General features: G+C 60.6%; 16 protein-coding genes and 1 pseudogene. 9 read left to right on the top strand and 8 right to left on the bottom strand.

Annotation, left to right across the window (positions count from 1 at the left end; translation table 11 throughout):
* The 4 genes and pseudogenes from GKC28_RS25150 to GKC28_RS25135 all read right to left on the bottom strand — a co-directional run.
* Positions 1-190, bottom strand: a pseudogene (locus tag GKC28_RS25150) (IS256 family transposase); the annotation flags it as partial.
* 23 nt (positions 191-213) lie between these two features.
* Positions 214-1524, bottom strand: a complete 1311-nt coding sequence (locus GKC28_RS25145; protein WP_174149686.1) for a magnesium transporter — start codon at positions 1522-1524, stop codon at positions 214-216.
* Positions 1525-1639: 115 nt separating this feature from the next.
* Entirely contained in the window at positions 1640-3271 is a 1632-nt protein-coding gene (gene groL, locus GKC28_RS25140) for a chaperonin GroEL (RefSeq protein ID WP_174149685.1), read from the bottom strand.
* A gap of 132 nt (positions 3272-3403) precedes the next feature.
* Positions 3404-4288, bottom strand: coding sequence for a LysR family transcriptional regulator (locus GKC28_RS25135; protein WP_174149684.1), 885 nt, complete (start codon positions 4286-4288; stop codon positions 3404-3406).
* 159 nt (positions 4289-4447) lie between these two features.
* On the opposite strand from GKC28_RS25135, the gene GKC28_RS25130 reads away from it, so the two are divergent.
* The 3 genes from GKC28_RS25130 (at position 4448) to GKC28_RS25120 (ending at position 6232) form a co-directional block, all read left to right on the top strand.
* Positions 4448-5098, top strand: a complete 651-nt coding sequence (locus tag GKC28_RS25130) for a BON domain-containing protein (protein ID WP_174149683.1) — start codon at positions 4448-4450, stop codon at positions 5096-5098.
* 55 nt (positions 5099-5153) lie between these two features.
* A complete protein-coding gene (locus GKC28_RS25125; RefSeq protein WP_174149682.1) occupies positions 5154-5483 on the top strand; it encodes an SPW repeat protein in 330 nt (109 codons plus the stop codon).
* A gap of 299 nt (positions 5484-5782) precedes the next feature.
* Entirely contained in the window at positions 5783-6232 is a 450-nt protein-coding gene (locus GKC28_RS25120; protein WP_174149681.1) for a host attachment protein, read from the top strand.
* Positions 6233-6420: 188 nt separating this feature from the next.
* Here the strand turns inward: GKC28_RS25120 and GKC28_RS25115 are convergent, their stop codons facing one another.
* Positions 6421-7983, bottom strand: coding sequence for an ATP-binding protein (locus GKC28_RS25115; protein ID WP_174149680.1), 1563 nt, complete (start codon positions 7981-7983; stop codon positions 6421-6423).
* Positions 7984-8149: 166 nt separating this feature from the next.
* Here GKC28_RS25115 and GKC28_RS25110 point away from each other — a divergent pair, with 166 nt between their 5' ends.
* The 3 genes from GKC28_RS25110 (at position 8150) to GKC28_RS25100 (ending at position 9606) form a co-directional block, all read left to right on the top strand.
* Complete coding sequence (locus tag GKC28_RS25110) at positions 8150-8527, top strand: SPW repeat protein (protein ID WP_174149679.1); 378 nt, start codon at positions 8150-8152, stop codon at positions 8525-8527.
* A gap of 78 nt (positions 8528-8605) precedes the next feature.
* Positions 8606-9127, top strand: a complete 522-nt coding sequence (locus GKC28_RS25105; protein ID WP_174149678.1) for a universal stress protein — start codon at positions 8606-8608, stop codon at positions 9125-9127.
* 26 nt (positions 9128-9153) lie between these two features.
* Positions 9154-9606 (top strand): DUF3775 domain-containing protein, encoded by a 453-nt coding sequence (locus tag GKC28_RS25100; protein ID WP_174149677.1) that lies wholly within the window; start codon positions 9154-9156, stop codon positions 9604-9606.
* A 41-nt stretch (positions 9607-9647) separates the two neighbouring features.
* Here the strand turns inward: GKC28_RS25100 and GKC28_RS25095 are convergent, their stop codons facing one another.
* Entirely contained in the window at positions 9648-9980 is a 333-nt protein-coding gene (locus GKC28_RS25095; RefSeq protein ID WP_174149676.1) for a hypothetical protein, read from the bottom strand.
* A gap of 234 nt (positions 9981-10214) precedes the next feature.
* Between GKC28_RS25095 and GKC28_RS25090 the strand changes: the two genes are divergently transcribed.
* Together GKC28_RS25090 and GKC28_RS25085 are read left to right on the top strand one after the other, a co-directional pair.
* Positions 10215-10598: an EF-hand domain-containing protein gene (locus GKC28_RS25090; protein ID WP_174149675.1), complete on the top strand. Its 384-nt coding sequence runs from the start codon at positions 10215-10217 to the stop codon at positions 10596-10598.
* Positions 10599-10721: 123 nt separating this feature from the next.
* On the top strand, positions 10722-10961 hold the full coding sequence (locus GKC28_RS25085; protein WP_174149674.1) for an EF-hand domain-containing protein: 240 nt from the start codon (positions 10722-10724) through the stop codon (positions 10959-10961).
* Positions 10962-11167: 206 nt separating this feature from the next.
* Here the strand turns inward: GKC28_RS25085 and GKC28_RS25080 are convergent, their stop codons facing one another.
* Complete coding sequence (locus GKC28_RS25080) at positions 11168-11488, bottom strand: type II toxin-antitoxin system MqsA family antitoxin (protein ID WP_174149673.1); 321 nt, start codon at positions 11486-11488, stop codon at positions 11168-11170.
* 271 nt (positions 11489-11759) lie between these two features.
* On the opposite strand from GKC28_RS25080, the gene GKC28_RS25075 reads away from it, so the two are divergent.
* On the top strand, positions 11760-12500 hold the full coding sequence (locus GKC28_RS25075; RefSeq protein WP_217434219.1) for a response regulator transcription factor: 741 nt from the start codon (positions 11760-11762) through the stop codon (positions 12498-12500).
* A 396-nt stretch (positions 12501-12896) separates the two neighbouring features.
* On the opposite strand, the gene GKC28_RS25070 is transcribed toward GKC28_RS25075, so the two are convergent.
* Positions 12897-13015: ATP-binding protein (locus GKC28_RS25070; RefSeq protein ID WP_217434206.1), on the bottom strand; the 119-nt coding region annotated here is incomplete at its 5' end.

Raw genomic sequence — 13015 nt, 5'->3', positions numbered from 1 at the left:
TGGCGGGCTGGTTCTGGCCTTCAGGCGGCTCCTGCGCGCGCTCTTCGCTGAGATGTTCGTCCAACTCGGTGCTCAGCGCACGTTCCGCAAGCGCCTTGGTCAGTTCGGAAAGAATGCCCTCCTTGCCGAAAAGGTCGCCGGGCGAACGCCCTTCCATCAGCCGGTCCAACAGGTCTTTGTCTATGCTCATACGTGGGTCTCCTCAAAATTGAGCTACCACGCCAGGGCACAAAACTCAGGATAGTCCCCAGGGTCCTGGCCGGCACGTTTCAGCACCAAGGGAACGATACCGCCGATTGACACAGCCACAAAAGTGTTCAGAGCCAGCGCCCCGCCGATCACAAGCCCCAAAAACGGATTGCCCTTCCAGCCCCAGGCCACAAGCCCGATCAGGATACCAAGAACAATCCCGTTGATCACACCAACTGCCGCTTCTTTCTTCCAAATACGCCAGACATCAGCGGGACGTGCCAAACCCAGAGAAAGCTCGCGCATGCTGACTGCAACAGCCTGATTGCCGGAGCAGCCGCTCATGTCCGAAACCATTGGCAGAAAGACAGCAATAGCAATCACCGCCGCCAGGGTCTCCTCGTAGGCTGCAATAACGCTCGCAGCGATGACGTTGAGAACGATATTTGCCGACAGCCATTGCAGTCGCCGGCGGGCGCGCAGTTTCAACGGCATCGTCCGCAGTTCGTCTCCAAACACCCCTTGCCGCCGCAGGTTCTCCGTCTCAGCCCGCGAAAGCAGCGCCTCATCCACGGCAGAGCGCGAGACCACACCAGCCAGCACACCGCCCTCCTCCACAATCGGAAGCCCCAGAAACGGATGTTCATTGAAAATATCCTGAAGCTCCTCCAGCGGCGTGTTGGCCGGAACAGTCAGCGGCGCTGTCATGATCTCCGTCAGGCTGGCCCCCCGGCGGGTAGTCAGCAGCCGTCGCAGCGAAACCACTCCTACAGGAACGCCGCTGGAATTGACCACATAGGGGTGCTGACCACGATACCGTTCGAAATCCTCGGAATCCGAAACGAAACGCCGCAAGACATCGCCGACCTTGTCAGATTCCTGAAACGTGAAGGCCTCTGCTGCCATAAGACCGCCGGCGACGTGGCCTTCGTAACTTGAAAGACGCCTGACGTTAGCTGCATCAGCCGGCGTCAAACGAGCCAGAATAGCCTCCGCCTCCGTATCATCAAGACCGCCGATCACATCGGCCCTGATGTTCGAACCCAGCTCATCAATGATCCCGGCGGCGGTCCCGGATTCCAACCCCACCACGAGGCTGGCAGCCAGCTCGTTCGGGGCTTCCTCGACGATTTCCGCAGCCCGCGCAGCAGGAAGCAGCGACAGCGCAAGGCTCCGGTCCTCTGGCGGAAGGTTGGTCAGCTCTCGCAGCGCATCACTAAGTGCAAGCGGCTCCAGCACCTCTGCCAGCGCCGCACCGTCCCGCTCCTCCAGTGCCCGGTTGAGCCGATCTTCGGCCTCGTTCACGTTACCGGGGTCTGTCCTGGTATCGGCCATGTTTTTCTCATTCTGTCTGTGCGGCAGCGGAAACAAACCATCGAAAGGCAGTGCCGCCCGGCTGCAACTTCACCACAAGGCTTCAGTCTGCTGCACCGGAAGCCGCAAGGCCGCGTTAGAAATCCATACCGTCCAAGCCACCCGGATAAGCGGAGTGCGCTGCCGCCTTGGGATGGTCCACCACCACCGCTTCAGTGGTCATCATTAGACCGGCAACCGACACTGCGTTTTGCAAGGCGATCCGCACCACCTTGGCAGGATCCACGATCCCCGCCTCGAACATGTCGGCCAAACAGTCATTCTGCGCATCGTAGCCCCAGGCGGTGTCGTTCTTCTCCAGCAGCTTGCCTGCGATCAGCGCTTCGTCCTTGCCCGCATTACGGATAATCCGGCGCACCGGCTCTGCCGCCGCTTTGCGGACGATGGCAATGCCGGCCCGCATATCGCCGTTTGCGGCTTCCAGCCCATCCAGCGCCCGCGCCGCATAGAGCAGCGCTGCGCCGCCGCCCGGCACAATCCCTTCCTCGGTCGCCGCGCGGGTGGCATGCAGCGCATCCTCGATCCGGTCCTTGCGCTCCTTAACCTCCGCTTCGCTGGCACCGCCGACCTGGACAATCGCGACACCGCCGCTCAGCTTCGCCAGCCGCTCCTCCAGCTTTTCTCGGTCATAGTCAGACTTTGTTTCTTCGATCTGCTGCCGGATCGCTTTGCAGCGCGCCTCTATTTCCGGTTTGGCACCGCCGCCGCCGATTAGTGTGGTGTCATCCTTGCTGACCATAACCCGCGCCGCCTGCCCCAGCATGTCCAGCGTGACATTCTCTAGCTTCATACCCAAATCGGCGGAAATGACTGTGGCTCCGGTCAGCACTGCAATGTCCTGCAGCATCTCCTTGCGGCGGTCGCCAAAACCGGGCGCCTTCACCGCAGCGCATTGCAGGCTGCCGCGCAGCTTGTTGACAACCAGAGCCGCCAGCGCCTCCCCATCCACATCCTCGGCAATCACCAGTACCGGCTTACCGTGTTTGATCACCGCCTCCAGCACCGGAATAAACGGCGCCAGATTTGAGATTTTCTTGTCAAACAGAAGGATGAACGGCGCTTCCAACTCCACGCTGAGGCTGTCCGCCTCGGTGATGAAATAAGGGGAAAGGTAACCGCGATCGAATTGCATTCCCTCCACCGTTTCCAACCGGGTTTCGCGCGACTTGGCCTCCTCGATGGTGATCACCCCGGTTCTCCCTACCCGCTCCATCGCTTCGGTCAAAATTTGCCCGGCCTCGGTGTCGCCATTGGAAGCAATGGTTGCAACCTGTGTGATTTGCGCGCTGGTGTTCACCGGGCGCGAAAGACCCGTCAACGCTTCCACCAAGGCTTCGGCGCCGCGGTCAATTCCGCGCTTCACGTCCATCGGGTTCATCCCCGCTGCAACCGCCTTGCAGCCTTCGCGCAGGATGGAGCGGGCCAGGACAGTGGCAGTGGACGTGCCGTCGCCTGCCAGCTTGGCAGTGCGCTCCGCCACTTCGCGGATCAGCCGGATTCCAGTGTTTTCCACCGGGTCCGGCAACTCAATGGACTTGGCAACGGACACGCCGTCCTTGGTCGAGCGCGGCGCTCCAAAGCCTTTTTCGATCAGCACGTTACGGCCGCGAGGACCCAGCGTCGCGTTCACCGCATCGGCAAGAACATTTACACCGCCCAGCATACGGTGCCGGGCGTTCTCGGAAAAAATGATGTCTTTCGCACTCATGGGACTGATCCAGCCAAAAGTTGTCTCGTCCCGCGAAAATGTGCCATGTGCCTGATCTCTAAAAGCGCTTCAGTGATGATTTTTTCTCACCGATGTTATCGATTATTCGAATACATCATATTTTTCAGCGCCCTACACGCCACCTACCGCCTCATCCTGCTCCGCGGTTCCGCCACCGAGGGCATATTGCCGCAAAAACTGCACCGCCTGCCCCGCATACTCACCGCGTTGACCTTCACTGATCACGGCATAGGCCGAATAGCCAAACCGCGGCGCCCCTTCGATCCGGCGCAGCCAGCCCGCCCTCAGATCCGCCGCAACCAGCCGTTTAGGAAAGTAGGCGGAGGCCGGCACGTTCCTCAGGTGCTGCAAGGCCAACGTTCCGATGTCCAGCTGCAGCCCCGGCGTGCGAATGTCCGGCAAGACCAGCAGGTGATCGGCGCGAAATTCCGGTCCCCAGTCGACCAGCACATACTCGGTGCCGAACGGATCCGTGCTGGTGTCCGGGTCGCTGCTGACCAGCACAAATTCATCCTCGAACAGCTGCTCCACCGCCAGCCCCGCCGCCGCTTGAGGTCGGTAAGCGACCATCAGGTCCAGTCCGCCTTGGCCGAACAGTTGGACCAGAACGTCAGACGCCATGGCTGATGCCCGCACTGCCACTTCCGGGAACGCCCGCCGCAGACCCGGCAAGGCCCCAGTCAGGAACCCGTCCCACAGACTGGAGGGCGCCCCGACTGCCAGCACCGTCTCCATCCCAGCAGGCAGCGCCGCATCCAGTTTGGCCTGCATCCAGGTCCGCGCCAATGTCTGCGCATGGCGCTGAAAATGCCGCCCGGCCTCTGTCAGCGCTGCCCCAGTCTTGCTGCGGTCAAACAGGCTCCGCCCCAGTTGCTGTTCCAGCGCCCGGATGCGCAGGCTGACGGTCGACTGAGCCACATGCACCCGTTTGGCGGCCTCCAGAAAGCTGCCGGTTTCGGCCACAGCCAGAAAGGTCCGTGCCAGTTCGATATCCATGGCTCATCTCCAGTGCGGGCGATACAGTCTAGCAGAAGTCGCCCGTGTCCCGAAGCGCAGAGACACAACTCTTGCCCGCCATCAATGAAACTTCCGGAAAATGGCTCAAACTGGTGTCACCGCGGCGAAAGGCGCTGCGGCGCGTTCGGGAAGCCAGCCATGAAAGACACCACACTCAGACGGGAAATCATCGAGGAACTGGACCTCGTCCCCAGCATCGACGCGGCCTCAATCGGCGTCTCGGTGGAGGATGGGATCGCGACCCTCACCGGCCATGTTCCAACCGGCGCGCAGAAACAGGCAATCGGCAAGACCGTCAAACGCGTCAGCGGCGTGCGCGCTGTCGTGATGGAAATTGAGGTGCGGCCCATCGGCGAGCATCTGGACGCTGACGATGCAATCGCCAGGCGTGCGGTTGAGGCACTGCGCTGGGGCGACTCGGTCCCTAAGGACACGGTCAAGGTCGAGGTCGAGCACGGTGTCTTGACCCTCACCGGACAGGCTGGCTGGAGCTACGAGAAAGCCGCGGCCGAACGGGCTGTGCAGAAGGTTTCAGGTGTAAAGCAAATCATCAACCAAATCGGGATCACCTCCGCAGTCAGCCACACGAACGTTCGGACGAGCATTGAAACCGCCCTGCGGCGCGACGCGGCCAGGGAGGCCATGGGCATTCAGATCAAAGTCGACGACCGCGCGGTCACTTTGACCGGCCGGGTCCGCACCGAGGCTGAACGGGATGCTGCCCGCCGCGCCGCCTGGGCAGTGCCAGGCGTCAGCAGCGTAGTTGATGGTCTCAGCGTGGAACCGTGATGCCCCCATTTCAGAAATGGTCCTGCCAATGAACCGTGCCCATTGGCAGGACTGCATGAGTTTCACCGCCGGTCTCTGGCTCCTGTTAGCGCCGCTTGCCTTCCGTATTGACTGGCCTGCTGAGCTTGACCTTCCACATATCGCCTTGAATTCCTTGGTGTCCGGTCTGTCGGCAGTGGTACTGGCCTTGCTGGAGAAGTTAATCTTCCTCAGATGGCTGGAACTGCTCATCATGCTGCTTGGGATTTGGGTAATCTGCGCGCCTTGGATGTTCGGTTTCTATCTGGTTCCTGCCGCATTGGCCCAATCACTGGTCTGCGGCTCTGTGCTGGCGCTGATGGGAGGTTTATCGTTGTTACAGCCCAATTGGGACGACATGCCCTGACCCTTTCCGCCAACCGGCAGCAGGCCGAAGGAGACAATAGCCCCATCAATCTTGTCAGCAGTCAATGCGCGCTTCGCAAAACCGTTCAAGATAGTTCTGGAGCCGCGAACAGCGAGGATGCCATGCCTGCACCGGACACGATACGTAAAGCAGCTTGCCAACCCCAGGATCCCCTTCAGAAACCTACCGCATCCTGTTCCACGCTGGTTTTCATACCGCCTGCCCGCATTGGATCAGAGAGTTTGCAGCATGGCACGACTGCCCCAGCACCGCTGAATGCGCAGGTTCCGGAGGCCCCCATGAACCCGGACCGCAACTGGTATGTCATCATCAATTCGCACCGTGCGCGGATCCTGCAGGGGCTGCCCAAACCCCACAGCCCAGCCGGGCTGGAGATTGTGCTGCAGGCTCAGGAACGGCACGTCCGCGGCATCATCGCCGGCAAACCCGGGCGCGCCTTTGCCCCCACCAGAAACGGGTACCGTCCGGCCAGGCAATCGCACCAGTCGCCGCAGCGGGCCGACCAATGCGAATTCCTTCGCGACGTGTCCGAATTCCTGAACGCAGCGCGAAGTGATCAGAGTTTTGACAAGCTTGTGCTGTTTGCGTCGCCGAACATTCTGGGTGTCTGGCGCGAAGAGGTGCCGGACAGTCTGCAGGCAAAAGTGACACGGGAATTTGAAAAGAACCTGGTGCGCCTGCCCTACCATTCGCTGGCTGACGCAATTCGCGAGGCACTCTCCTCCTGAAACACTGCACCTCTCATCACAGCCGTTGACGGCTGTCAATGCAATTTGCGGTGCAAACTGCCAGACTGCTGCCGCCGCCGCCCGCTGCACAGGCTGCGCGGCAGAGCGAATGCCCTTGCAACCCTGTTCCTAGCGAGGCCGCGGGCATTCCGGCAGGCCGGATCCGCCCCGGCGTTCCGGCCTGCGTCTTACCCCTCCGCCTTTCCTGCTGCCAATAGGGCCCGGCGGGCCGCCCGCGCCAGCACCTGCAGCGAATAGGGCTTGGCGATCAGTTCGACCCGCACCATCAGCCGCCGCCGCCGTGGCACCATGCGCGAAGCATAGCCCGAGGTCAGCAGAACCCCGACACCCGGAAACCTGCGGCGCAGTAGCAGTGCCAGGTCAAAGCCTGAAAGCCTGCCCGGCATCACAACATCGGAAAACACCAAGTCTACCGGCTCCCCCTGTTTCAGCAGCGCTAGTGCTGCCTCGCCGTCGGCGGCCTCCAGAACTGCATAGCCTAACACTTCCAGCCGCTGCAGGACCGCTTCCCGCACCAGTGGGTCGTCTTCTACGACCAGAACCAACTGACCGTCGCCAAAGGGGAGATCCGCATCCTCCCCGTCGTCCGGATCCTGCGCAGCCTCAAGAGTGCGCGGCAGGTATAGGCTGACCGTGGTCCCCTCGCCCGGTATGCTGTCCAGCAGCAGGAAGCCACCCGCCCGGGCCACTGTCATCCCGACACTCGTCAGCCCCAGCCCGCTGCCCGCACCGGTTGGTTTGGTGGTGAAAAACGGCTCCATCGCCTGCTCTGCAACTTCGGAAGGCATTCCGCTTCCGGTGTCAGCGACGGAGATACGCACAAAATCACCAGGCATCGCACCGGCAATCCCGGCAGCCTCCGCGACCGACAATTGAACATTCTCCGTGAGAATCGCGACCGCACCGCTGCCTTCAACCGCATCACGCGCATTCGCCACCAAGTTCAAAATAGCACCGTCCAACTCGCTTGGGTCGGCTTTTACCGGCCAGACATCCGCACCGGGATGGAACTGCAGCCGGGTATCCTCACTCAGAACCCTTTCCACGACCTGCCAAGTGTTGGTGATATGCCGGTTCACTTTTATTACAGCCGGTTCGGACCTCCGTCCGCCCGCCAGTGCCAGAAGCCGCTTATTGAAGCTGGCTCCCATCTCGGCTGCCTCGCTCGCCCGCCGCAGCAATCCGCGCGCGTCCTCATTCCGGATACGGAATGCCGCCAGTTCCAGATTGGCGAGGATCACCGTCAGCAGGTTGTTGAAGTCATGAGCGATAACACCAGCCAGCCGCCCGATGGTTTCCAGCCGCTGCCGCTTACCCTGCTCCGTATCGAGCTCACCGTCCGCCTCCGCCGCCTCGCAATACAGGCTGAGCCCCGCTACAGCTCCGTCCAGGTCTTTCACCGGCTCTATCCGCCACCGCAGCACTTCCGTCCGGCGGCCGCCCATCGCAAAACTATCCATTCCTGCACTGCCACTGGCTGTTTCCAGCGCCCGGCGCAGAGCCGCGCACCAGGCCGCGGGGCTATCTGGACGCAGTTGCTGATGCCGCACCCCAGCGAGATTGCAGGCCCCGAACCCGTGCAACCCTGCCCAAGCCTTCGACCACGCGGTATAGCGAAGATCCGCGTCCAGAAACGCCAGTGCCGCCGGTGCAGCTGTGATGAACCGCACCAGCCCGCCGCCGCGGGATGCGGCTTCCTGTTCGGAAAATGGCTGTTCCAGCTTGGCCATCAGCTGCGCTCCACCCTGTGCATCTGGATGATACCACAGCAGACCACCCCAAGGGAGCGGCACAGGCACAAGGGGCGGGTTGACGGCAGTCAATGCGGATCCGCACCAACATGGCAATATTGCTAAGGCGGCAGAAAGCCGCGGTTCAAGACATGAGGATGAACCAATGAAACGGCAATTGAGTAAACAGCACTGGCAAGACTGGATCACGCTGATTGTTGGGATCTGGCTGTTACTTTCCCCCCGGTTGCTCGGCTTGCCAGATGGTGGTGCAGAACCAGCTGCTGGTGTTTCAGCCGCCACCTGGAATTTCATGATCATTGGCGCCGTCGTCGCGGTCCTGGCAGCCTTTGAGTTGTTCGCCTTCCGCGAATGGGAAGAATGGATTGGCGCAGCGCTCGGCGCCTGGCTGGTGATCTCACCTTGGGTGCTCGGGTTCCAAGCCTCCTTCCCCGCAACGGCGAATGCCGTGGTCAGCGGTCTGATAGTCGCCGCTCTCAGTGGCTGGACCGCCATCGAAGTTTACCGTGGCGGCCACGCTTGACACATCCCGGCACCAGCCTGGCGGAGAAAAGCCGGCGGGCTGGTGCCCGAGCACCTGCCGATGCGGAAGGAACCTGCCATGACTCAGAAGATCCTTGTGGCAACAGACGGCTCCAAAGCTGCGAAGCGGGCAGTTCAATTTGCTGCAGGCCTGGCTGCGGGTCTGGAGGCAGAGCTGATCATCCTGCATGTCCTGCTGCACAGCCGACGCGCAGAAGAATTTATGAATCTGGCAGAGGCCGAGCACATCGTGGACCACGTAGCGGGAGAATTGGCGCTCACCAATGTGCCTGAAAACATCAGCCAGCTAATTAGTGAAACCAGCCGTGCCGGCACCAGCGCGCAGGCCGTGACCGCAATCGGACGGCTGATCCAGCGATGGGCCGAGAAATCCGCCCGCGCCGCAGGGGCCAGCAACATTCGCACCCTGACCCTGCCCGGTGATTACGCCGAAGAAATCCTGAACGTCGCCGAACTGGAAGGGTGCGACATAGTCGTGGTCGGGCAGAAAGGGCTGGGGCCGACGCGGCGATTTCTGCACGACAGCGTCTCAGATAAGGTGCTGCGCCGTGCGCAATGCACAGTGATCCTAGCCCGCTAAAGCTAGACAACGCAGAAAGATCTTCCATGGCAAGTTTAGACCACAGCACCGTGCAACCTGAAGTCGCACCACTGGACTTAGAGGTGCCACTGGACACAGTGTGTTACATCATCGCCCTCGCCAGAGACTATGACGGCAAATCGGACTGCACCGACTCCTCTGCCAGCGGCATGGACGAGGACGACATGGCGCTTGGCATTCTTGAGGACCGCCCCTCCGATCCTGTGGAGGAGGAACTGATCTCTATCATATCCGACCTCAGCCTGGATGCGCAGATGGACCTGGTTGCACTGATGTGGCTGGGGCGTGACGGCACCAGCATTGACGACTGGCCGGAATTGCGTGCCATGGCAGAAGATCATCAGAATGGCAGTACCACCGGATACCTCTGTGGCACTCCCATGCTATGCGACCACTTGGCGGCAGGCCTTGATCTGATTGGCCTCAACTGCGGTACATTCGACGCGCGGTACGGATAGCACCCGGCACCCCGCCACCGCCACCGCCCTGCGGTTCGCTCTCACCGAAAACGAGTAAACAGCTTGGCTCGCATCAACCGCGCAAACGCGCGCAGCTTGGTCTTTTCCTGTGCCAGTTGCCGCCGCCCCAGCAAATGCTGAACACACCTCTGCTCCACCGAGTAATAGCTTGCTATTTCGGCACAGCTCAGACCCAAGTCAGCCAGCGCCCCGACAGATTTTTCCGGCTCTGACCCAAGCTTTTCGCAATCGCAAAGCAGTCCCCCGGAGGTCGCCCCAGTTCCGATTGTCTCGAAAGTCGAGGGAGTGCTCTCTGGCGCGATCTCGTGGTCATCACCAGCAGCCTGCAGCGGCAGTTTATCTGGGTGGGGCATTGGACCGGCACTCTTCACAGACAACTCCCGTAGCAGATACAGGACGCATAACCGCACAACATTGACGGGCGTCAACGGCGGCAGCTTCCCGCCTAGAAATATCCCCGTATCCGCTTATAGCCTCGGCTCAGCCGCGCCGCCATTGACGGCTATCAATGGCCGGTCGCGGGGCGCTTTCTAACCTGAAACCGCTGGCGCGTATCTGTAGCGCGCCTTTTGGTTTTGGAGGTGAGAATGAGAGTATTCACATATGCAGTCCCAGGTTTGGCCGCTGCCGTTGCAGCCGCCTTTGCCCTGCTGGCAACGCCGGTCGAACCGCTAGGCAATGTTGATTCCAACAACGACAGAAAACTCAGCTACCAGGAGCTGACCCAAGCCTACCCGGATGTCAGCAGAACCCTTTTTGCCTCAATGGACTGCAGCCGGGACGGTTTCCTGGACGGGGCGGAATATGCCGCCGCCGCCTCAGAGGGCTGCCTGGAAACACGTAGGCTGGCGGCGTCTGCGCTGCAGCATTGCCTGGCTCCGGCGCGGTGCGCTCTGGACCGCCACGCCGGTCAAGTGAGCACTATTAAGAGCGGGCCCAGCTTTTGGACGGTAGAGAGCCGTGAGGCGTAAACCCGCCGGTCCGGATTGCCCCCCTAATAGCGTTGACGCCCGTCAATGAAACCCGTTTGACCGTGACTATCCTGCTGTTGCCGGTCCGTAAAAAGTACGCACCGTTTTGCAGTGGAGATTACCATGAAAGCTTACGCACTTACAGCTGCTGCTATGGCCATGGCGGCAAGTGCTGCCCTGGCAGCGATGTCGGACGTCGATGCCAACGAAGACGGCATGGCGAGCTACGAGGAACTGACAGCGGTCTACCCCGATGTCACTGAAGACCAGTTCACCGCAATGGACGCCAATGAGGACGGCAGCCTCGATCAGGAGGAAATGGACGCCGCGACTGAAGCGGGAACTTTGGCTGCGCTGGACTGAATCTGCGGCTGAAGCCATCGCAACAGGGCGGCCCTGCTGGGCGGTTACCACCCGCCAGCAGGGCCGTTTCGCGTCTGACACCAGAAGACTGGTTACCCCGATTGGCAGCAGATCCCCCATTTCACCACGCCAATCAAAAAGCCGGCCCTAGGAAAGCGCCAGGGCCAGCAAGATGAGCAGTCCAAGGACCACCGGTCTTGCCGATGTCATACGCGTTCCGGATTCAGCACGGCAAAATCGATCACTGGCACGATCAGGCGCGAGACCAAGCCGGCTGTACTTTCTCCGTTCTGACACATCCGCTGCAATTCGGCCGCTGTTTCCGAACCGATAAACTCCTCACCGCAGGCCGGGCAAACTAGGGCCGGAATGTTCTCCACGACCATCAGTTCCGCTTCTCGCCAGACCGCGGTCTTGACGTGCTGCCGCTCTAGCTGGTTTTGACCGCAGCGGCCGCACAGCGGCAGCTGTCCAGTTCCTTCAAGGCGGTGCTGAAGTTCATCAACATTGGCGATGTTCGTTTTCATGACTCGTACTGTCCCATTTTGGCGCACCGAAGGCCGGTTGGACCCTGGCCAGGTGCAAAAACTTCATTGAGCCGCTGCCCCATGTGAAACCCCTAGCCCTAGGGCCATGGAATCGGCAGGGACGGCAGCGGGGATTTGCATGGTGCGCCGTGCCGCAAAACCTGCAATGACAGCCGTCAATGAGGACCGCACCTGCGGGTCGCAGAGGGTTCTGGCAGCTAACAGTTGAACCGCCCCGCGTGGCTTCCCCCGCAAGTGGGAAATGGCTACAATGGGCCAGAACTGGACATATGCTCTCATGGCTCAGATTTCTGTCCTTGCCGTTGAAGACGAACCCGATGTGAGGGAAACGCTGCGCATTGGGCTGGAGGGACAGGGCTGGACCGTGGTTGAGGCCTGGGACCGGGAATCCCTGTTCACGGCCATCAGAGACCACCATATAGACATTGTCACCCTGGACCTGAAACTGGGCCAGGAGGACGGGCTGGACCTGGCCCGGGAACTTCGCCAGCAACGCAACCTTCCAATCCTGGTAATTTCCGGCAGGACCGAACCATTCGATCGGGTTCAGGGCCTGGAAAACGGCGCCGACGATTACGTGGTCAAACCTTTCCTCGTCCGGGAGGTTATCCTGAGGATTGCAGCCATCCTTGAACGGTATCGGACGCCATCAGTGGCCGGTAGCCGGATCACACTGGGTCGCAATGTGCTGGATATGAAGCGTGGAATAATCCTCCGTCCGAATGGACAGACCATTGATCTGACAAACATGGAACAGCAATTGCTGGAACTTTTTCTACGCTATCCTGGCCGGGTACTGAGCCGCGATGACATCTCAATGGCTTTGCACGGCCGCAACTGGGCACCATTGGATCGCACCATCGACGGCCATGTTGCCCGGTTGCGGCGCAAGATCGAGGCACCCGGAGAATCGCCATACTTGATACGTTCGGTCCGAGGTGTCGGTTATGTGTTCAACGACGAAGGCATCCGCAACCCACGCACAGTTTGATTATACAGGCTGCATTGCAGCCCCATGTCCATCCTGCGGCAAGCCTCACGGTCGCTCTCATCCTTCAATCGGCTAAATAACAACTGCTAATCCGCATGCAACTGTATCGCAGCCGCACGCCCCCCATGGGTCGCTCCGGCTGCGTTCACCCAGAAGGCCTGGAAGCCTGAAGAGCTTTTCGTCGAAGAGTAAACTCGACCACAGGATCAAGAGGCTTCCGGGCAGGCGACGTACAGAAAGCGGCCGCATTTCCCTCCAAATAAACTGGGTGTCAATGAGCGTTCAAAACTGACCCGGTTTCAGCGTTTGAATTTGACCCACCCCTTGTGGCGCAAAGGCCCCAGGCGGGCCGCCCTCCTATAGCGAGTCCGTCTGGGGCCTTTGCTTGCGCGACGTTTATGTTTTTCTGCGTCGCTTGCTCTGTGCGAACCGGTATGACGTGTTGCCTGTCTCGATGATTGCGCAGTGATGAGTTACGCGATCCAGAAGCGCGGTTGTCATCTTGGCGTCACCGA

This window comes from Leisingera sp. ANG59, assembly GCF_013317235.1.
Lineage (GTDB): Bacteria > Pseudomonadota > Alphaproteobacteria > Rhodobacterales > Rhodobacteraceae > Leisingera.
Note: the sequence above shows the minus strand (reverse complement) of the source record. Positions and strands in the feature narration are given on the sequence as shown.